This is a genomic window from Candidatus Accumulibacter sp. ACC003 (genome assembly GCF_907163085.1).
GTDB lineage: Bacteria > Pseudomonadota > Gammaproteobacteria > Burkholderiales > Rhodocyclaceae > Accumulibacter.
On sequence record NZ_CAJQTX010000009.1, the window covers coordinates 354,050 to 374,643 of the forward strand.

General features: G+C 61.1%; 19 protein-coding genes. 12 read left to right on the forward strand and 7 right to left on the reverse strand.

The features are described from left to right. Positions 1-3: 3 nt before the first annotated feature. From QZ656_RS20030 to QZ656_RS20075, 10 genes are all read left to right on the forward strand, one after another. Positions 4-1,101 carry a flagellar hook-length control protein FliK gene (locus QZ656_RS20030; protein ID WP_291995040.1) on the forward strand — a complete coding sequence of 366 codons (1,098 nt, stop codon included), beginning with the start codon at positions 4-6 and terminating at the stop codon, positions 1,099-1,101. Then, positions 1,082-4,018: a tetratricopeptide repeat protein gene (locus QZ656_RS20035; RefSeq protein ID WP_291995041.1), complete on the forward strand. Its 2,937-nt coding sequence runs from the start codon at positions 1,082-1,084 to the stop codon at positions 4,016-4,018. Before QZ656_RS20030 ends, QZ656_RS20035 begins: the two co-directional genes overlap by 20 nt. Before the next feature lie 171 nt (positions 4,019-4,189). Next, on the forward strand, positions 4,190-4,870 hold the full coding sequence (locus tag QZ656_RS20040; protein WP_291995042.1) for a DapH/DapD/GlmU-related protein: 681 nt from the start codon (positions 4,190-4,192) through the stop codon (positions 4,868-4,870). A gap of 5 nt (positions 4,871-4,875) precedes the next feature. After that, on the forward strand, positions 4,876-6,429 hold the full coding sequence (locus QZ656_RS20045; protein ID WP_291995043.1) for a class I adenylate-forming enzyme family protein: 1,554 nt from the start codon (positions 4,876-4,878) through the stop codon (positions 6,427-6,429). A gap of 2 nt (positions 6,430-6,431) precedes the next feature. Beyond that, positions 6,432-7,559 (forward strand): Gfo/Idh/MocA family oxidoreductase, encoded by a 1,128-nt coding sequence (locus QZ656_RS20050; protein ID WP_291995044.1) that lies wholly within the window; start codon positions 6,432-6,434, stop codon positions 7,557-7,559. A 22-nt stretch (positions 7,560-7,581) separates the two neighbouring features. After that, positions 7,582-7,830 (forward strand): acyl carrier protein, encoded by a 249-nt coding sequence (locus tag QZ656_RS20055; RefSeq protein ID WP_291995045.1) that lies wholly within the window; start codon positions 7,582-7,584, stop codon positions 7,828-7,830. Between the two features lie 24 nt (positions 7,831-7,854). After that, positions 7,855-9,156 (forward strand): aspartate aminotransferase family protein, encoded by a 1,302-nt coding sequence (locus QZ656_RS20060; RefSeq protein ID WP_291995046.1) that lies wholly within the window; start codon positions 7,855-7,857, stop codon positions 9,154-9,156. Between the two features lie 12 nt (positions 9,157-9,168). Next, positions 9,169-10,230, forward strand: coding sequence for an FkbM family methyltransferase (locus QZ656_RS20065; RefSeq protein ID WP_291995047.1), 1,062 nt, complete (start codon positions 9,169-9,171; stop codon positions 10,228-10,230). A 76-nt stretch (positions 10,231-10,306) separates the two neighbouring features. After that, entirely contained in the window at positions 10,307-11,473 is a 1,167-nt protein-coding gene (locus tag QZ656_RS20070) for an iron-containing alcohol dehydrogenase (RefSeq protein ID WP_291995048.1), read from the forward strand. Continuing rightward, positions 11,474-12,658, forward strand: coding sequence for a class I SAM-dependent methyltransferase (locus QZ656_RS20075; RefSeq protein ID WP_291995049.1), 1,185 nt, complete (start codon positions 11,474-11,476; stop codon positions 12,656-12,658). A 29-nt stretch (positions 12,659-12,687) separates the two neighbouring features. Here QZ656_RS20075 and QZ656_RS20080 read toward each other — a convergent pair whose 3' ends face one another. Beyond that, the gene (locus QZ656_RS20080) at positions 12,688-13,839 is read right to left on the reverse strand and encodes a DegT/DnrJ/EryC1/StrS family aminotransferase (RefSeq protein ID WP_291995050.1); all 1,152 of its coding nucleotides are present in this window, start codon (positions 13,837-13,839) and stop codon (positions 12,688-12,690) included. A gap of 192 nt (positions 13,840-14,031) precedes the next feature. Here QZ656_RS20080 and QZ656_RS20085 point away from each other — a divergent pair, with 192 nt between their 5' ends. Together QZ656_RS20085 and QZ656_RS20090 are read left to right on the forward strand one after the other, a co-directional pair. Next, on the forward strand, positions 14,032-14,358 hold the full coding sequence (locus tag QZ656_RS20085) for an EscU/YscU/HrcU family type III secretion system export apparatus switch protein (protein WP_291995051.1): 327 nt from the start codon (positions 14,032-14,034) through the stop codon (positions 14,356-14,358). Positions 14,359-14,449: 91 nt separating this feature from the next. Continuing rightward, entirely contained in the window at positions 14,450-15,253 is an 804-nt protein-coding gene (locus tag QZ656_RS20090; protein WP_291995052.1) for a flagellar brake protein, read from the forward strand. A gap of 130 nt (positions 15,254-15,383) precedes the next feature. Here the strand turns inward: QZ656_RS20090 and frdD are convergent, their stop codons facing one another. The 6 genes from frdD to QZ656_RS20120 all read right to left on the reverse strand — a co-directional run bounded on the left by frdD (position 15,384) and on the right by QZ656_RS20120 (position 20,531). Further along, positions 15,384-15,752, reverse strand: a complete 369-nt coding sequence (gene frdD, locus QZ656_RS20095) for a fumarate reductase subunit FrdD (protein WP_291995053.1) — start codon at positions 15,750-15,752, stop codon at positions 15,384-15,386. Continuing rightward, complete coding sequence (locus QZ656_RS20100) at positions 15,749-16,147, reverse strand: fumarate reductase subunit C (RefSeq protein WP_291995054.1); 399 nt, start codon at positions 16,145-16,147, stop codon at positions 15,749-15,751. The genes frdD and QZ656_RS20100 overlap by 4 nt, the downstream gene beginning before the upstream one ends. After that, positions 16,144-16,899: a succinate dehydrogenase/fumarate reductase iron-sulfur subunit gene (locus tag QZ656_RS20105; RefSeq protein ID WP_291995055.1), complete on the reverse strand. Its 756-nt coding sequence runs from the start codon at positions 16,897-16,899 to the stop codon at positions 16,144-16,146. The genes QZ656_RS20100 and QZ656_RS20105 overlap by 4 nt, the downstream gene beginning before the upstream one ends. After that, positions 16,892-18,679 (reverse strand): fumarate reductase (quinol) flavoprotein subunit, encoded by a 1,788-nt coding sequence (frdA, locus tag QZ656_RS20110; RefSeq protein ID WP_291995056.1) that lies wholly within the window; start codon positions 18,677-18,679, stop codon positions 16,892-16,894. The genes QZ656_RS20105 and frdA overlap by 8 nt, the downstream gene beginning before the upstream one ends. 100 nt (positions 18,680-18,779) lie before the next feature. Further along, complete coding sequence (gene rquA, locus QZ656_RS20115) at positions 18,780-19,487, reverse strand: rhodoquinone biosynthesis methyltransferase RquA (RefSeq protein ID WP_291995057.1); 708 nt, start codon at positions 19,485-19,487, stop codon at positions 18,780-18,782. Positions 19,488-19,739: 252 nt separating this feature from the next. Then, positions 19,740-20,531 (reverse strand): TatD family hydrolase, encoded by a 792-nt coding sequence (locus tag QZ656_RS20120; protein WP_291995058.1) that lies wholly within the window; start codon positions 20,529-20,531, stop codon positions 19,740-19,742. Between the last annotated feature and the right edge of the window lie 63 nt (positions 20,532-20,594).

Below are 20,594 nucleotides of genomic sequence, written 5' to 3' on the forward strand. Positions count from 1 at the left end.
GCGATGATCCGCCCGGAAATCGCCACCCGAATACAGCCGTCGGCTGACCTGGCGTTGCGGCCGGCTCCGCCAGCGCAGGAAATCACCGACAAACTGCCTGGCCTGGTCGCCGGGCAACGGCTGCTCGCCGAAATCCAGTCGCTGATGCCCAATGGCACCTACCGCGCGCTGATCAACCAGCGCAGTGTCACCCTCGCGCTACCCTTCGCCGCCAAGAGCGGCGACGCGATCGAGCTGGAAGTCGCCGAGAGCGACGGCAAGCTGACCCTGGCGGTCCTTGCCCGAGCCGGGTCGGACGCCAGCAAGGCGGGCGGCGAAGCCGCCACCAGCCTGAGCCGCACCGGGCAACTGATCAGCGATCTGCTGACGGGTAGCCGCGATGGCAAAGCGCCCGCCGCGGCGCTGCCGCTCAACGGCAATCGACCGATCGCCGCCGCGCCGCCGAGCAACGGGCAGGCCCTGGTGCCCTTGCTCAAGCAGGCGCTCATCCAGAGCGGCATGTTTTACGAAGCGCACCAGGCCGAATGGGTAGAGGGTCGCTACAGCAAAGCGCAGTTGCTGCAGGAACCACAGGGCAAGCTGGCACCCGCAAGCACCGCAGCACAAGGCGCCCCAGCCACTGCGGGCGCGCCGTTGCCGAGCCCGGCGAGCGCGACCAGCCAGTCGGCTCAGGCGGCGGCGCCATCGCAGGCTGCCCAGCCGGTCGCCCCACAGGCCCAGGCGCTCGTCCAGCAGCAACTCGAAGCCTTCGCCAGCCAGAACTTTTCCTGGCAGGGACAGATCTGGCCCGGGCAGCAACTGGATTGGGAAATCGAAAAGCAGGCCGACGGCCGCGCCAGCGACGACGACAGCCCCGGCGAAAAATGGCAGACGCGGCTGCGCCTGACGCTGCCCAGGCTCGGCGAGGTCGACGCCCGATTGCACATCGAGGGTCAACAGCTTACGCTGACCGTCGCTGCCGGCGATGCGCAAACGCGCGCACTGTTGCGCCGCGAGGCTGCCAACCTGCACAGCCAGCTGGAACAGGCGGGACTGGACCTCGCGTCACTGGCTATCGGCGCCCCACAGGAGAATGAAGCGCATGTCCAGCTCGCAGACTGACGAAACGCAGCTTTCACCCGCAGGGCGCATGGCGCCTCGGCAGCTGACGCTTGACGAGACGCTTGCCCAAGCGCTCGGCAAGGCGCTCGCCTGCCACCATGCCGGTCAGCTCAACGAAGCCGAACAACTTTATCGGGCAATCGTGCGGGCGATGCCAAATCACGCCGAAGCTAATCACCAGCTGGGTCTGCTGGAAAAAGAACGGCAGCAGCCTGCCGCCGCCCTACCGCATTTCCTGGCAGCACTCGAAGCCAGCCCGGAGTCCCATCGCTACTGGCTGAGCTACATCGAGGCGATGCTGCTGGCAGGCCAGAACGACGCCGCGCGCGGAGTGCTCGCGCTCGGCCGGCAACACGGCCTGGCCGGTGAAGCCGTCGACGCCCTGGCGCGGCGCCTGGAGGATAGTGGCCAGGACAAACCCATCCCGAAAGAGCCAGAGCATGCTCAGAAACCGGCAGCGCGCAAGCCGCCGGCCAGAAGCGCCAGCAAGCGCAGCGCGGCACCAAGCGACCAGGAAATGGACACGCTGGTCGAACTGTTCAATGCCGGGCGCCATGGCGAGGGAGAAAATCTGGCCACGGCACTGACCGAGCGCTTCCCGGAGCACGGTTTTGGCTGGAAAGTGCTGGGGGCGCTGCGCAAGTCGCAGGGGCGCAATGCAGAAGCGCTGACCGCGATGCAAAACGCCGTACGCCTGCTGCCACGCGACGCGCAAGTACACAGTAACCTCGGACTGGTATTGGCCGACCTGGGGCAAGCGATCGAAGCCGAAGCGTGCCAGCGGCGAGCGCTCAAGATCAACCGCCAGTTCGCCGAAGCACACTACAACCTGGGCAAGCTCCTCGGGGCACAGGAACGCCACCAGGAAGCGCTGAGCAGTTATCGGCGCGCAGTGGCTTTGAAGCCTGACTTTGCCATCGCCCACAGCAACCTGGGAAACACCCTGGTGGCGCTGGAACGTCTCACGGAGGCCGAGGCGGCTTACCGGCGAGCGCTGAAGTCGCAACCAAACCTGGCCGAGGCGCACAACAACCTTGGCAGAAGCCTCAAGATGCAAAGCCGGCTAGACGAAGCGGAAGCCAGTTACCGACGGGCTCTGGAACTCAAGCCGGATTACGCCGAAGCGCATAGCAACCTCGGAGAAGTGCTGTCGGGACAGGGCAAACTGAGCGAAGCGGAGACCGCCGTGCGCCGTGCACTGGAGCTCAAACCCGATCTTGCCGAAGCATATTACAACCTGGGCAACGTCCTCTGCGACCTGAAGCGTCTCGCCGAAGCCGAAGCCGCGTGGCGCAGTGCGTTGGCCCACAAAGCAGATTTTGCCGAAGTGCTGGTAGTCATGGGCTCATCGTTCAAAGGCCAGGGGCGACTCGAAGACGCGGAGAATTGCCTGCTCCGGGCGCTGGAGTTGAAACCTGACTTTGCCGTGGCGCGCTACAACCTGGGCAACGTCTTCCATGACCAGAGCCGCTTTGGCGATGCCGAAGCGAGCTTTCGCGGCGCGCTGGAGCTCTCGCCCAACATGGCCAATGCCTTCCTCAACCTCGGCGTGGTGCTGAACGCACTCGGCCGCTACATAGAGGCTGACGAGGCCTATGAGCGGGCGCTGGAGTTGCAACCCCACTACCCGCTGGCGTATAGCAACACGCTTTACAGCCACAGCCACAACGAAGCGGTCGATGCGCAGAAGCTGTTCGCCAGACACTGCGGCTTTGGCGAACGCTTTGAAGCCCCGCTGCGCCCTGACTGGCAGCCGCACAGCAATGGCAAAGATCCCGAGCGACGCCTGCAGGTAGGGATCGTGTCGGGCGACTTCCACAATCACGCCGTTGCCAACTTCATCGAACCGGTACTCATACACCTCGCCGACTCCGAGCGACTCTCGCTCCACGCCTACGACAACAGCCCCGTCGACGACCACGTGACACAGCGCCTGCGCTGCCACTTCGCGCACTGGCATCCGGTTACCGGCGTTTCCGACGCTGACCTCGCCGACCATGTCCGTGCCGACGCGATTGACATTCTCATCGACCTGACCGGTCACACCGCGCATAGCCGACTACTTAGCTTTGCTCGCAAACCGGCACCGCTACAGGCGAGCTGGATAGGCTACCCGGGCACCACTGGCCTGCAGGCGATGGATTACTTTGTCGCCGATCCTTTCTTTTTGCCGGGTAGCGAGTTTGACGAGCTGTTCACCGAGAAGATCGTTCGCCTGCCGGCGACGGCACCCTTCCTGCCTTTCGCCGGCGCGCCAGAGGTAGCTGCGCTGCCGGCTCTCAGCACCGGGCATATCACCTTTGGCAGCTTCAACCGGCCAACCAAGATCAGCCCGCCGGTGATCGCGCTGTGGTCGCAACTGTTGACCGCCTTGCCCAATTCCCGGATGCTTCTGGCCGCGATGCAGCCGGACGGACGAGTCGCCCGACTAATCGAGGACTTTGCGCGCAATGGCATCGATCGAGACCGACTGAGCTTTCAGCCGCGCTCCGATATGCCGACCTATCTGGCGCAACATCACGAAGTGGACATTTGTCTCGACACCTTCCCCTATACCGGCGCAACGACCACCTATCACGCCTTGTGGATGGGCGTCCCGACACTGACGCTGGCTGGTCGAACGGTTGCCGGGCGCCCCGGTGCAGCGATCCTCGGCCAGGTTGGACTGGAATCCTTCATCAGCCGCGATACGGCCGACTTCGTTGCCCGAGGCGTCGCCTTGGCAGCAGATATTTCGGCGTTGGCCCGCCTGCGCAGCGAACTGCGCGAGCGTCTGGGTCGGTCGGCGATGGGCCAGCCAAAACTGATTGCGGCCAGCCTCGAGCGCGCCTTGCGCATCATGTGGCAACGTTGGTGCAAGGGCCTGCCCGCCGAGGCCTTCGAGGTGTGCGCGCAGGATCTCCAGGATCCATGCTAGACCGCGCGGCGCATCTCGCATCCAGCGACCATGTCGACGGGCGTGCGGCGGCGAGTTCCCGCGTCGCCCGAGCGCCGACCGGCGCCGTGCCGCCAATCGCACGCGCCGACAAAGCGCTCGTGACGATGATTTCTCTCGCCAGCGACTGCACAACACCCTGGGCCGCCTGACATGGAGCGCGTAAAACTCATCATCTACGGTAACGGCCAGATGGCGCGCATGTTCCTTCATTTCGCACGCAGCGAATTCGACGTACTCGCCTTCACGGTGGACCGTGCGGTCTTGAACGAGACCGAAATCGAGGGTCTACCGGTGCTTGCCTTCGATCAACTTGAGCAGCAGTTTTCGCCAGGCGAGCACAAATTGATCACCGCCGTCGGCTACCTGGAAATGAACGAACTGCGCGCGCAAAAGTACGCCGAGGCACGCGCCAGAGGGTATCAATTCGCCAACTACATTCACCCGTCGGTGGTTTGGCACGCCAACATCATCGCCGGGGAAAACAACGTCGTTCTCGACCACGTGGCGATCCATCCCTACACACGACTCGGCAACAGCAACTTCATCTGCAGCAACGCCTCGATTGGCCACGGCTGCACCATCGGGGACAATTGCTGGATCAACTCGGGCGTTGCCATCGGCGGTGAAACGCGACTCGGCGACGGCTGCTTCCTGGGACTTAACGCCACCATCGGCGACAACATCGCGCTGGCAGCTGGCTGCTACATTGGTGCGAACACGCTGCTGACGCGTAGCACGCAAGCCGAAGAGGTGTACATCTCCGGCAATGGCGAACGTTTCCCGCTCGCCGCCAAAGGCTTCCAACAGTTTATTTCGCGTACGCCCCGCTGACCACCATGCCCGATAGTCTGTGCGCTTCGCCCATCTACCAGCGCTTCCAGCAGTGCGCGACGGCCAGCCCGGACAAGTCTGCGCTGGTCGTCGGCGACGACTGCCGCAGCTACCGCGAACTGCTGATGCAGGTCGATGCCCTGGCCGACGCCCTGGCCGCCGCCGGGCTGCGCTGCGGCGAGCACATTGGCGTGCTGCTCCCCAACTGCCCGGAGTTCGCCGTCGTCCTGCTGGCCGCCGCCCGCCTCGGCGCAGTCATCGTTCCGCAAAGCATGGGGCTGGCCGCCGCAGCGCTGGAAAACACCTTCACCAGCGCCGCTGTACAACACCTCGTCGCCTGGGCGGGTGCTGCCGACAAGCTCAGCCCGGCAACACTGGCGCTGGCCGATCGGGGCTTGCGCTTGAGCGTCGGCGGATCGCTGCCGGGCTGGACGGCGCTGACGGCAATGATGACCGCCGACCACCCTGGAAGCTCTGCCACGCCCCTCGTCAAAGGCGAATTGCCCTTCTTGATGGTGCTCACCTCGGGCTCCACGGGCGAACCGAAACCGATCCTGCTCAGCCAGCAGACGAAGATCCTGCGTGCCGAAGCGGCGGCCAGCTTGTACGGTGTCGGCGCCGCCGACATCACCCTGGCGGCGACGCCGCTCTACCACTCCCTGGCTCAGCGCCTGCTGCTGATGCCCTTGATGGCCGGTGGTACGAGCATCGTGATGGCGCATTTCTCAGCGGCCGCCTGGATCGACACCGTGCTGCGCTATCAGGTCAGCTTTTCGATCGCCGTGTCCTCGCAACTCAAGCAGATCCTGGCTCATCTGATCGCCTCCGGCCAAGCGCTGCCCTCTTTACGTTGCCTGGTATCGTCGTCGGCGCTGCTCGACGACGATACCAAGGGGCAACTGCTGGCGCATCTGCAATGCGACTTCCACGAATGTTACGGCGCCTCCGAAATCGCCATTGCCACCAACCTGTCGCCGGCCGCTGCCGGGCACAAGCTCGGTTCGGTAGGCACGGCCATTCCCGGAACCGAAGTCGTGATCGTCGGCGAAGACGGTAAGCCGGCAGCCGTCGGCAACTCCGGCGAGATCGTCTGCCGCACGCCGATGTGCTACAGCGGTTACTACCGCCAAGCGGAGGCTACCGCCGCCGCCCGCTGGGGTGACTTTTTCCGCACCGGCGACCTGGGGACTATGGACGACCAGGGTTTCCTCTATTTCCGTGGCAGAATCAAGGACATCATCATTACGGGTGGGGTCAACGTTTACCCCAGGGATATCGAGGATATCGTCTCCAGCCATCCCGCGGTCAGGGAATGCGCGGCGATTCCCCTGCTCGACGAGCAGCTGGGCGAAGTAGCTGCAGTGGTGGTCGCCTTCAAGAACCCCGACAAGCCGCCCGCGCTGCGCGATATACAACGCCTGTGCATGCAAAGCCTTGGCGACTTTCAGCAGCCTCGCCGTTTCTTCGTACTTCCCGAATTGCCCAGGAACGCCATGGGCAAGCTCGACAAGCCAGCGTTGCGGCACCTCTATTCATCGACCAACCGGAGTTCGTGCTAAACATGGCCGAGAGCTTCCTCGCCCCGCTGCGTCTCGGTTTCATCGGTGGCGCGATTACCTCGGCGGTAGGCTACACGCACTTCAATTCGAGTCGTCTGGACGGCCATTTCCGCGTCGATTGCGGCTGTTTCAGCCGTCGTGCCAGCAACAATGAGGAAACAGCGCGCACCTACGGCGTCGCCAGCGAACGCACCCACGCCACCTGGCAGCAACTCCTCGAACTTGAGCGCGACGCGCTCGATGCCATCGTGATCCTTACACCAACTCCCGATCATCGCCAGATCGCCATCGCCGCGCTCGACGCCGGCTACGCCGTAATCTGTGAAAAGGCGCTGGCGACATCCAGCGCAGAGTGCCGTGCGATCGGCGATGCGGTAAATCGCAACGGCGGCTTCCTGGCGGTTACCTACAACTATTCAGGCTATCCCATGGTGCGGGAACTGCGCCAACTCATCGCCAACGGCAGTCTGGGTCGCATTCAGCAGATCCACATCGAGATGCCGCAGGAAGGCTTCCTGCGCCAGGGCGCAGCCCCCCAGGCGTGGCGCCTCAAGGACTACGACATCCCGACGGTGTCGCTCGATCTCGGGGTACACGTACATCACCTGACTCATTTTCTGACTGGTGGCCAGCGCCCGCTGGAAGTCGTCGGCGAACAGAGTACCTACGGGCAGTTCGAGGGCATCATCGACAACGTCTATTGCCTGGCCCGATACAACGACGAGCTGCGCGTCCAGGCCTGGTACGGCAAGACCGCGCTAGGCTACCGCAATGGCCTGCGCATTCGCGTATTCGGTAGCCTGGCCAGCGCCGAATGGCTGCAGATGGAACCCGAAGATCTACGGCTTAATCGCGCCGATGGTAGCCACATCGTCCTCGACCGCGGGTCGGGCGACGCCGACGTCGCCCAACAGCCGCGCTACAATCGTTTCAAGGCTGGCCACCCCTCTGGCTTCATCGAAGCTTTTGCCAACCTTTATGCGGACATCGCCGATCATCTGCGCCACTACCGCGCACGGCAGCCGACACCGAGTGAGTTCGTCTTCGGTGCGCGGGAATCAGAACAAGGGCTGCGCTTCCTCGAAGCGATCTCGCGCTCAGCCCGGACCAGACAATGGGAGGCACCGTGAGTGCCCAGAACAAGGACTGCCCATGACCGACGATTCAATTAAAAACTTCCTTGGCCAGTTGCTCAGCGAAAAGGGCTCACTGCCCGACGCCGTATCGCTAGCGTCTTACCGCTATCTTGCCAACGGCCACATAGACTCGCTTTCCTTCATTAAATTCACCTTCCGCATCGAGGAGCATTTCGGCTTTCGCTTTTCCGAGTCGGACCTGCTTAATGATCAAATAAAAACCGTCGGCGGTCTCGCCACCCTGATTGCCACGAAGCTGCGTTAACCCTGGCCCACCGAGAAGGTATTCATGCACGCCCAAGAAATAGACAAGGCCGAGAGTAACGTGTCACTGCTAAGCGCCTACGGGAAATACCTGCTTCCTGTCCTCACGTTCCGCGATATAGTCCTCGTGCGCGGCCAAGGCTGCTACGTCTGGGACGCCAGCGGAAACAAATACCTGGACTTGAATAGCGGCCAGTTTTGCTCGATACTCGGCCACTCCAACCCGGGAGTCGCCCGGCGAATGGTCGAGATCTGCCAAACCTTGCAGCACACGGATACCTCAACCCTGTCGGCACCGGTTCTACAGGCCGCCAGGAAAATTCACGACTGCGCACCGGAAATGAATGCTCGGACAATTTTCTTGTCGACTGGTGCGGAAGCGGTAGAATGCTGCCTCAAGTATGCGAAGCACATAAAGGAGCGGCCTGGAATTATCTCGTTTGATCGCGGTTACCACGGTCTGACGCACGGAACTGCAGCGTATTCGTTATCTCGAGACAAAATCAGACCGCCGGTCGACTATTCATACGAAACCCCGGCACCTCTCGTCTATGGTGATGCCGATGACGCCCCAGAAATCGAGCGCTGCATCGAGCGCTTTCGGGAGATTGTCGCCTCTGACCGGGAAAATATTGCCGCCGCGATCTTTGAGCCGATCATTTCCGGCGGCGGCTTCTTTTTTCCCCCGCGCCGGTATTTCAAGGCGATCAGGAAGATCTGCGACGACAATGACATCTTTCTTATTTTCGACGAATGCCAGACCGGATTCGGGAGAACGGGCAGCTGGTTCTATTATCAGCAGCTCGAATGCATTCCGGATTTTGTCGTCTGTGCCAAAGCCATGGGCCTCGGCTACCCCGTTTCGTGCGTGATCGTCAATGGCAACACCATTGCGCACGTCAAATTCGCCATGGAGTACTTCAGCTCGCACCAGAATGAAGCCTTCGCCGGCGCCCTGGTATCTTATTTGATCGACGAGATCCACGCCGGCGACCTGTTGACCATCAACAAGCACTCCGGAGCGACCCTCCTGGCGACACTGACCTCGCTCGCCCGAGAGTTTCCTGTCATCAAGAATCCAAGGGGGAAAGGGTTGATGTGCGCATTCGATCTAGACACTCCCGGAGCGGCCGACAGCAAGAAAGCCGGTGACTATTTTTGCCGAATCGCGCAGGATAATGGCTTGCTCATGCAGCACTGCAACTTCGGGAAAACGATACGCCTATTGCCAAGTTATGTCGCCGAAAAGGACGACTTCAATTTCTTTTCCGCGCAGCTGGAAAAGACACTGAGCCACTTCCAGGCTTCACTTACTCCGTCACTCTAAAGAGGCATCCGAATGCTGTTTTCCGATCTGGACCTGACCCATTTGCGTGCTGCGATCAACGACATCCACGAGAAGAAACTCGTCCTGTGGGGGGCCGGACGACGACTCAAGGGCTTTATTGAAGAATTCTGCGGCGAGTCAAAGCTCTTGCCAAAGCCTCTGTGCGTTTGCGACAGCACGCGCGACATTCCCGAGAAGGAACTATTTGGCATCCCGGTAATGTCATTTTCAGAGGTACGGAACATGTCCCCTCAGGATACGGTGATCATCATGACTGCCGGGCTGCTCGAGCTACAGGCAAAGGTCGTATCTAACGAACTGTACTATTTCCCAATCTATCACTGCCGGAGTTTCGAGGCCTACTCCTACCTCCAAGAAAACATGGCAGACTGTGACCGCTGCATTGATCTGCTAGCCGACCAGAGATCGAAAGAAGTCTATCGTAAACGCATCGAAAACATACTTTTTGGCCAACTCTGGGATCAATCGCTATACAGCGCCAACCCCTACTTCGGGAACGAGATCAACGAAGTTCTCGACGATTCAGGCCAGCTTGTTTTTGCCGGTGCTTTCAATGGCAAGCACATCGAACGTGCAATTCTGAATAACCCCGCAATACGGGTTACCGCGTTTGAGCCAAGTACAAGCTGGTCCAGATTTCTCGCCGAAAAATTCAAGAACAACCCTCGGATTACGATCAACAACAAAATTCTCTGGAGCGAGAATCGCTTCCTCGCATTCGACGATGACGACTCCAATGCCGGCCTTGACGCGCATGTCTGCGGGGACGCTGCGCTCACTAAGCACAAGCGCGAAGCAGTAGCCATCGACGAGTACGTCGACGGAAAAGTGTCGATGATTGCCCTCGACGTCGAGGGCTCCGAGCAACTTGCATTGAAAGGAGCCTCCGAGACCATCGCACGTGACCATCCAAAACTATGCATCTGCCTTTACCACACGCTTGACGATTACTTCAGGATTCCCCTCCTGATCAGTGAAAACTCGGACTACCAGCTACGCGTCAAACATCATTCCTGCATTAGCGTCATCGAGACCGTTCTCTACACCGTCTAACAGCATATGAAGCCGCCTCCGTATACGCTCGGTTGTTTTTTCTTCTACGCTGGCGCTGGCCACGAAGTGTCCCCGCGTGCTTGACTTCACCTTCTCCTTACCGACACGGATCCTCTTCGGGTCCGGTGCACGATCGCTCCTGGAGCAGGAACTGGGTAATCATTCGATAACCCGAACTCTTCTCGTGTATGGCCGTGGCAGCGTTCATCAGAACGGTTGCCACCAGGAAATCACCGAGATTCTGAAAACACGTCGGATACCTTGCGTTGAGCACCCGAACTGCGGGGAGGATCCGGACGACCGTTTTGTCGCTGCCGGTACGGCGCTGGCACTGGATTGCGGCGCAGATTTTGTCATCGGATTGGGCGGCGGTTCAGCAATCGACGCGGCCAAAGCCATCGCCTTGCTGGCTGCCAACAAAGTGCCGGATATCTGGGAGTATCGGCAGCGAAGAGCGCATTTCTCGGTTCCCGCACTGCCGCTCGGCGTGGTGCTCACCACCACTGGCACCGGCAGCGAAGGCAACGGCGGATTTGTGATCAGCAGGCAGTTGACCGATGAGAAAGTTGCTTTCACCGATCTATCGACACGCCCGCGCTTTGCTTACTGCAACCCAAATTTCACCAGAACGCTACCGCGTGCGGTATTGACTGACAATCACACGGACGTTCTTTCGCATCTGTTGGAACAGTTCTTTTCCATGGATGAAACACCTGGAATCGTCGACGCGATGATCCTGGAGGCCATGGACTATCTGCTACGCAATGCCCACGCCCTGGAATCCTGGCAGGATTCGTATAGCACGCGCGCGAACATGATGTTCGCTTCGACGATTTCACTTTCTTATCTATTCTCGTGCGGAAAGAAGATTCCATGGATATTGCATCATCTTGCGCATGCGCTTGCGGCGATTCGGCCAATATCTCATGGCGCATCGCTCAGGATTATTATCCCCGGCTGGCTCGCCTGGCTGGCGAGCCAACCGGCTTACGGGGTACGCAGCAATGACCTCTGTAAAAAGCTATCTGTCGTGCAGCCGGCGGAACTGGCGGCGTTTTTTGTTGACCATTTTTCGTCGCTATCCAGCCAACTTCATCCTCAGTTGAGCCGCTCTGAAAAGAGTCGAATGGTAGAGACTCTGTGCGCAGACGAGGCCTTTCTGGCCCGAGCAGGCCTTCGCAAGGCAGATCTGAGAAACATCGTCGACTGGACGCCGAACGACGTCAAATGCTCGCCCGCCTGATTGCCGCTGCTATGGACTTTGGGCCGGCAACCACCCGGCTTCTCGACCACCCGATCGCATGACCGAGGATTGGCCTTGACCAAAACGATAGTACTTGTTTTTCCGCTGGATATCGATGAGGCGAGCGCCTTCATCCGCGTCGCCCGCGCGCTTGATATTAAAATCATCGGTGCCAGTTCAGCGATGGCTGACCGAAATGGCGAGCCGATCGATTTGTTCATTCGGCTGCCATTCATTACCGACCCGGAGTTCGACGAGGCCTTGGGGCTGGCGATCGCGCGGCACTCGATCACCAGGATCTATTCGCCACATCAGGGCGTCTGGCGGCACTTGAAAAATCTTCTGCAGCGAGGTTCTGGAGGCCCTTCATTCGAGTTGTGCCAACCCGACCCATTTAGCGTCACCATGCAGCTTTTCAGCCCTCACGAAGACTGGGCGGCGTCCGTGGTGATCGACACGACGAGCGAAGAAATCCTGGGCAAGGCAACGATCCGTCCACCGCTGTCGCGTAGCTGCTATTCAGCGCTCCATCGCCAGTTCCTGAGCACACCGGGCCAGTGTGACGAGGGGAAACTACGCGCCCTATGCCACATCGTCCGTCAGCTTCCTCGCGGCGATTTTCTTGAGGTCGGGAGCCTTTATGGCCGTTCAGCGTTTGCCTTGGGTTACCTCGCTAGCCGTCACAATCTGGGAAGCCTGATTTGCATAGACCCCTGGAACACCAGCGAGCTGACCGATCAAGGCCCTCAAGCGGCAGTGCTGAACAGCGAACTCACCAATACCGACATCGACGTCGAGCAGATTTTTCGAATCTTTCTGTCCACAATGGCGCTCCTCGACAACGTTGCTTACCTCCGCAAGACGTCCGCAGCCGCCGTCGCCATGTATCAGGCCGCGCGCAAGACGCGCGAGTTGCACAGTCCGGAGTTGGGCAAAGTTCCGCTGGCCGAGCAGCTGAGTCTACTGCACATTGATGGCAACCACCGCTACGACCAGGTGCGAACCGATGTCGAGACGTGGAGTCCCTTTCTCGCACCAGGCGGCTGGCTGCTACTCGACGATTACGTCTGGGCGTTCGGTGATGGCCCCCGTCGAGTGGGCGACGAATTGCTGGCAACACCGCTGTACAACTCGGCGTATGTCAGCGGCGACACGCTGTTCCTGCGCCGCAGCGAAAGCAGCTGAGTGGCAAAAACCACGACGAGCATTACCGCTCAGACGGGCGCGCGGATGATCTCGATGATCCGATCGACTGTTCCAGAATCAAGGCCAGGAAAGATCGGCAGGCAAAGGACACGATTGGCGATGCTTGTCGCTACCGGCAGGTTGGCGGGGGCTGCCGAGGCAATTCCCCGGTACATGGGAAGATTGCTGATCAGCGGAAAGAAGTAGCGGCGGACGTGGATGTCCTTGCTGCGGAACACTTCGTACAGCTGGTCGCGGGACAGCGCGTACTCGGGGCCGATGATCAGCGGGAAGTAGCCAGCATTCGGCTTCACGCCGTCAGAAATGGTCAGGCAGTGCACGCCAGCCACCTGTGCCAGCGCTTGACGGTAACGCTGGTCGATGTGCAGCCGTGCGGCAATAGCCTGGGCCACGTGCTTGAGCTGCAGCAAGCCCAGGGCCGCCTGAAACTCGTTCATCTTGCCGTTGATACCGGGTGCGACAACGGTGACTTCGTCGGCGAAACCGAAATTCTTGAGGTAATCGATACGCTGCTTGAGCTTCAGGTCGTGGCAGATGATCGCCCCGCCTTCAAAGGTATTGAAGACCTTGGTGGCATGGAAACTGAGCATCGCCAGGTCGCCATGATCGAGCAGCGATTGACCGCCCACCGAAACGCCAAAAGCGTGTGCCGCATCGTAGATCAGCTTCAGCCCGTAGGTGTCGGCGATCTGCTGCAGACGCTGGCTGGCACAGGGATTACCGTAGCAATGCACGGGCAGAATGGCGGTCGTCCGTGGCGTAATCGCCGCCTCGACCAGATCCTCGTCAAGGTTACAGGTATCGGCGCGAATATCGACGAAGACCGGTTTTATGCCGTTCCAGAGCAAGGCGTGCGTGGTTGCAGCGAAGGTGTAAGGCGTGGTGATGACTTCGCCGGTTACCCGCAGACTCTGCAAAGCGGTCATCAGCGCCAAGGTGCCGTTGGCAAACAGGGAGACGTAGGGAACGCCGAGATACTGCCTGAGTTGCTCCTCGAACTGCTGATGGAACGGCCCACCATTGGTAAGTCGTCCGCTCTCCCATATCTCGGCGAGATAGGGAAGAAATTCTTCCAGGGGCGGCAGATAGGGCCTGGTAAGGAGGATGGGCTTTTCTGGCATGACTTCCAAGGCGATTGGAGATGACACGAAGCTGTTCATTATGCACCGTATTACGGCAGCCGGGATTCTCCATTCGCCACCGACCGGCGGGCGCGACGCTCGTTTTCGCGCCGCACCGTCGCGCGCGGAGCGCTCGGAGTAAGATGCAGAAAAACAGCGTCAGCCGAGCAAATGAGCAACTCGCCGAGAGCTGCCTGACGGCGACGACGATGAAGCAGGAGAGCGAAGACAATGCGCAAAGCTCGGGATGATGGGCTGAAGAACGCCGTCGCGCTGGCCTACAGCCAGACCGACGCGGCGCCACGCGTCGTCGCCAAGGGCCGGGGCCTGATGGCCGAGCAGATCATTGCCCGCGCCCATGAGCACGGGGTCTACGTACACGAATCGCCCGAGCTGGTCTCACTACTGATGCAGGTCGACCTGGACCAGCACATCCCGCCGCAGCTGTATCTGGCGATCGCCGAACTGCTGGCCTGGCTGTACCGGCTGGAGAGCGGCCAGGCGGCGCCGGCGGCGGCCACTCTTGTCGCCGCAGTCGAAGCGAATCGGCAGCCCTGAACTCGGAGCGTCCGCTACCGGTGCGCCCGTTTTGCTTTAAACTGAGCCTTCAGGGCGCTCCGAGCCGCTCCAGCAAATTCCGGGAAAACAGATGGAAGCAACGGATTTTCAGCCACAACCGCCAGCGGAAGACCTGCACTTCGAGATCGAACGAGCCGGGGACTACAGTCAATACCTGCTGCACTCGAAGGCCGAGATTGTCGCCGCGCTGCGCTCGCTGATCCAGCGGCGCGCCCTGGTCAGCGCGTGCATCGACCCCGGCCGGATCTTCCTGCTGACTTCCGTGCTCGACCTTGACTCCGATAGCGGCGAGCTGCTCCTCGACTGGGGTCACGACGAGCACGTCAACGGCCAGGCATTGGCGGCCAGCCAGCTTATCCTGAGCGCCGAAGTCGACAAGGTGAAGGTGCAATTCACGCTGCACGATCTCGCGGAGGGCAGCCTCGACGGGCGGCCGGCTTTTCGCGCAGCACTGCCGAACGAAGTCCTGCGTCTGCAACGTCGCGAATATTTTCGCCTATCGACGCCGATCGCCAGGCCGGTCAAGTTCGTCACCACGATCAAACGCGTCGACGGCAGCACGCTGGTCGCCGAAGCGTCCTTGCTTGACATCAGCGGTGGTGGCGTCGGCCTGATGGCCACTCCCAGCCTGGCGGCGCTACTGCCCCGCGGCAGCACGCTCAACGACTGCAAGATGACGCTTCCCGACGAGGGTCTGCTGGTCGGCAGGCTGTGCGTGCGCAACAAGTTTGACGTCACCACCAGGGGTGGCGCGCGCTACGTTCGCGTCGGCTGTGAATTCATCAATCTTCCGGGTGCGCGAATGAGCATGGTGCAACGCTACATCACGCGCATCGAGCGCGAGCGCAAGGCGCGGCTGAGCGGCATGGCCTGAGCAACACGCTGGCCAGGGCGGCTGGGCTGGCAAAGCCCGGAGTCACCGCTCTGGAAGTGATGATCGAAGGTCGATGATCGAGAGCGTCGGGGTGCGCGGCTCGCGCGCCCCGACGCGTCGGTGGCCCCGTCTAGAAACCGATCGCCAGCAGGGAGTACGCCGCGAACAGTGTTCCCAGCATGGCACCGCCGTAGCACAGCAGCTTGGCACCGATGCCAGCGTGAATGCCAATGTCGTGCAGGCTGTGGAAGATGCGGTGCGCCGCGTGCCACAGGAAGAGCGCGATGATCGCCAGAATGAAACCCTTGCCGATCACGTTCTGCGAAAAGGCCAGCATGTTGGCGTAGCTCATGGTGTCGGCCGGCAACAGCAAGCCGAGCGGCACCGCGATGCCGGTAATCAACACCAGCATCGGACCAAGCAAGGCCGACAGCATGCCGCCAGCACCGAACAGCGCCCAGAAAATAGGCGCGTTGGAACGTTTCAATGTCCTTTTCATCGTGCCATCCCCCACACTGCAAGAAGCAAGACCAGACTGGCGGCGGCGGCTACTGCCAGCCCGCCACCGGTGATCGCGCCGTCCGGCAGCCGCTTGCCGCCGACGATTACCGGTGGCATGGTCCGCGGCATGATCTTGAACCAGGTATAGGTGTGGTAGCTGATGGCCACCAACGCCAGCACGTGAAAGGCGATGTACAAGGGGTTCTTGAGCCCTTCGAGCCAGACGTTCCACGCGGCCTCACCGCGCGACAGGTGCAACAAGCCATTCAACAGGATGCCGGCGTAGGCGGCGACAAAGAGCGCCGTTCCTTCGTGGATCATGTACTCGACGAAGAACGGATTCCTCCGCCACCACCCGTCCATCGGACGAACATAGGGACGACGTTTGTTCACTTGGCACCTCCCTTCGGAGCAAGGAAACGCAGAAAATAGTCGGCGGCCGCGTTGGTCTTGTTCTGGTTGACGGCGTTGGCCGGATCGACGTGCTTGGGACAGACCTCGGAGCAATAGCCGACTGCCGTACAGTGGAAGACACCCTCTTCCGAAGCGACCAGCTCCATGCGCTCGGCTTTGCCGCCATCGCGCGAATCGACGTTGTAGCGATGCAGCAAGGCCATCGCTCCCGGTCCGATGAACTCGGGGTTGAGGCCGAACTGCGGACACGCGGCGTAGCACAGCATGCAGTTGATGCACGAACTGAACTGCTCGTAAGCGTTGAGTTGCTCGGGCGTCTGCAGGTATTCGCCCTGCTCCAGCGTGCGCTTTTCCTTGGGAATGATGTAGGGCTGGATGCTTTCGAGCTTCTCGATGAAGCCTTCCATGTTGATCACCAGATCGCGTTCGATCGGGAAATGCGCCAGCGCTTCGACGCGTACCCGCGCCGGATAGTAGTCGCGCAGGAAGGTCTCGCACGACAGGCTGGGTTCGCCGTTGATCATCATCCCGCAGCTGCCGCAGATCGCCATCCGGCACGACCAACGAAAGCTCAGTGAGCCGTCGAGGTAGTCCTTGATGTACTGCACGCCCTGCAATACCGACATGTCGTCGGTAAACGGCACCTGGAATACCTGCTGGTACGGTACCTTGTCCTTTTCCGGGTGGTAGCGCAGCACCTCGATTTCAATCGTTCTCTGATTCTCAGACATTGGAAGCCTTCCTTTCCTGCTCTGCCTTTTCGCCTGCGGCACCATAGGCGCGCGTGCCTGGTTTCGACTTGGTGATTTTGACCGGGCCGTAGTCGATGCGCGGCGCGCCGCCAGCGACATAATGCGCCTGCGAGTGTTGCAGGAAGTTTTCGTCGTCGCGCTTTTCGAAACCGTCGAGGCGCTGGTGGGCGCCGCGCGATTCGCGTCGATTGAGCGCCGAATAGGCCATGCTCTGCGCCACGTCGAGCTGGTATTCGAGCTCGATGGCCAGTAGCCACTCGGTGTTCCAGACACTCGACTTATCCTCGACGTTGACCTGCTTGAAGCGTTCCTTGAGTTCGTCGAGTTTGTCGCAGGTTTTCTGCATCGTCTCGGCCAGGCGGTAAATGCCGCAACCGTCCTCCATGGTCTGCGCCATTTCCTTGCGCAGCGTGGCAATGCGTTCGTTGCCACCGGTTTTCAGCTTCAGGCCCAGCACGCGTTGCTCGACCACCTGCGCCTGCTTGAGCAGGCTCGCCGAATCGCCCGGCGCCACAGCCTTGGCGAAACGAGCGGCTTCGACGCCGGCAACCTTGCCAAAAACGCAGAGTTCCGACAAGGAATTCGATCCCAGGCGGTTGGCGCCATGGATGCCGACACTGGAACATTCGCCGGCCGCATAGAGACCGGGCAACGGTGACGCACAAAGACCGTCGACCATGATTCCGCCCATGGTGTAATGCACCGCCGGCCGAACGGGAATCGGCGCACGCGCCGGATCGACACCGAGAAACTGCTCGGCCAGCTCGTAGATCTGCGGCAGACGCTCGCGCAGCTTGGCCTCACCGAGATGGCGCAGGTCGAGATGAACCACCGAACCGTGCTGGCCCTCGATGGTGCGACCTTTTTGCTGCTCGTACCAGAACGCCTGGCTGAGGCGGTCGCGTGGCCCGAGTTCCATCGCCTTGTTGCGCGGCGACGGCTCGGCCGGGCCAAGACCGTAATCCTGCAGATAACGATAGCCGTCCTTGTTCACCAGAAAACCGCCCTCACCGCGACACGCCTCGGTGAATAGCAGGCCGGTACCGGGCATGCACGTCGGGTGATACTGAACGAATTCCATATCGCGCAGCGGCACCCCGTGGCGGTAGGCCAGGGCCATGCCGTCGCCGGTGACGACGCCGCCATTGGTGTTCTCGCGGAAGACCCTGCCAGCGCCGCCGGTGGCGATGACCACCGACCGGCCTTCGACGAAGGTAAACTCGCCCGAGCCGATCTCGATCGCGACGACACCCTGCACGCGACCATTCGCAACGACCAGGTCGACACAGAAATGCTCGTCGAAACGCTTGATCGACGGATACTTGATCGACGTCTGGAAGAGCGTATGCAGCATGTGGAAACCGGTCTTGTCGGCCGCGAACCAGGTGCGCTCGATCTTCATGCCGCCGAAAGCTCGGACGTTGACGTGCCCGTCAGGGGTACGACTCCACGGGCATCCCCAGTGCTCGAGCTGGGTCAGCTCTTCGTTGCAGTGCGCGACGAAGTACTCGACCACATCCTGCTCGCACAACCAGTCGCCACCGCCGACGGTGTCGTTGAAATGGTATTCGAGGCTATCGGTCGGCAGCTTCACGCCCGCCGAACCGCCTTCGGCGGCGACGGTGTGGCTGCGCATCGGATAGACCTTGGAAACCAGCGCGATCTTCAGCGTCGGGTCGGACTCTGCGACGGCTATCGCCGCTCGCAAACCCGCCCCACCACCGCCGACAATCACAACATCTGCTTTGAAACTCTCCATGCTTGATCCTTTCTCGCGCCAGCCATCGCCAGTCGCGACTAACACGCCAAAAGCCCTGGCGGAGCTTGCGCTCAAGCAGGGCTAGCCAATAATCTGATTCTCAGCTCGCCGATCCTTCCGTCACGTCGACAAGCTTGAGGGTCAACATTTGATACATACCGCCAAAGAAGCGTTGCTTACTGAGAGTCACGAAAGAGCCATCTTGCGGCAACCAGGCAGTGACTTCCTCGCTGAGAAGGTCGTGCGCAAAAGGCTCCAGGCGGTCCAGGACCGGCTTCCAGAAGTAGAGTAAGGGGTTCAATCGACTGGGCGGCGCGTAGTCGACGATGGTCAGCGTGCCACCCGGGCGAACGACCCGCAGGGCCTCCGCCAGAGTTCGTTCACGGACTTCTTGCGGCTGTTCATGCAGCAGGAAGAACAACAAGGCCCGGTCGAAGCTGCCGTCGGCGAAAGTAAGCGCCGCCGAATCCATGCAATGCAGCTTGATGGGCGCATCCGCCGGCAGCTTGCCGGCGACATTCTGCAGCTGGATCGGCAGGATGTCGGCGATCTCCAGCGAGCCTCCGGGGGCCACGCAGGCGACCAGCCGCGGTGTCAGATCGCCGTAGGCACAAGCGATCTGCAGCGTGCGGCCGGGCAAATCATTGCCGTAGGCATGGAGTACCGCATTGCACAAACGCTTGTAGTTGCCCCAGAGAATCAGGTTCACCAGCCACTGCCGCTCGAAGACGTGCACCGCCCGCGGATGGACGTAGGCCCACCAATAATGGGCTTGCAGGTAGTGCGGTACGGCCGGCACGGCAGGCACGGTTTCCTTGACGGCCACGCACGTGGCAGCCGATTGATTCAGGGGGTTTTTCATTTTGTGAGGAGGTCAATGGTTATCTTCCGCAAGGCGTACTGCGAGACCGGCGCCCGACCGAGGCGCGCGCATCCAGCTTGCGCTCCCCCCGATACGTGCCTTTCTCATGCCCTGCTCATGTACTGCTGATCGCTGGCCCGCTGCTCACGCACTCGAAAAACTCGGAAGCCGGAAGCCGTCAGGCGGTAACGTACCCGATCAACCAGGCAAACGCAACTCGGGCAATACCGCCAGCGCATTGGCCGACGTCGCGCTCGCCAGCTGGTCCGCGTCGATGCCTCGCAAAGCGGCCAACACGCCGTTGATTCGCGGCAACTGCAGCGGTGTATTGCGAGCGCCCGCCAACCACGCCGGAGGCATATCGGGCGAGTCGGTTTCGAGAACGATCGAAGCGAGCGGCAGCGAGCACGCCAGGCTGCGGATCCGCGTCGATCCGCCATACGTCAGCGCGCCGCCGAAACCGAGCTTGAAACCCAGCTTGATGAACTCTTCGGCTTGCTGCCGACTGCCATTGAAGGCGTGCGCAATGCCACCCCTGACCTTGATCCGGCGCAGGTTCTTGAGCACCTGGTCGACCGCACGGCGAACGTGCAAGAGCACCGGCAGATCCGTGTCGCGGGCGATTTTCAGTTGTTCAACAAAGAAGCGCTCCTGCTTCTCGACGCCCGCATCGGCGACAAAGAAATCGAGGCCGATCTCGCCGACGGCGACCGCTCGACCTGGCCCGGCGAGAAGGCCTTGCAGAGTGCGGCGCAAGGCCCCCAGGTCATCGTCGCTGGCGTCTCTGACGTAAAGCGGATGAATACCGTAGGCCGCTGCACAGCTGGCATGCCGCACGCAACACGCGCGAACAGCGGCAAAACTGGCGACATCGACGGCCGGGACGACGATTGCCGCAATACCGGCCGCCGCCGCGGCGGCCGCGACGACGTCGCGATCCGACTCGAAATCAGCCGCGGCAAAGTGGCAATGGGTGTCAATCAGGAACACGGGCGGGCCGCCAGTTTGGCCGGCCAGGCAGGCGCGCTGATCTGCACGGTCGCTAGCGCAGCG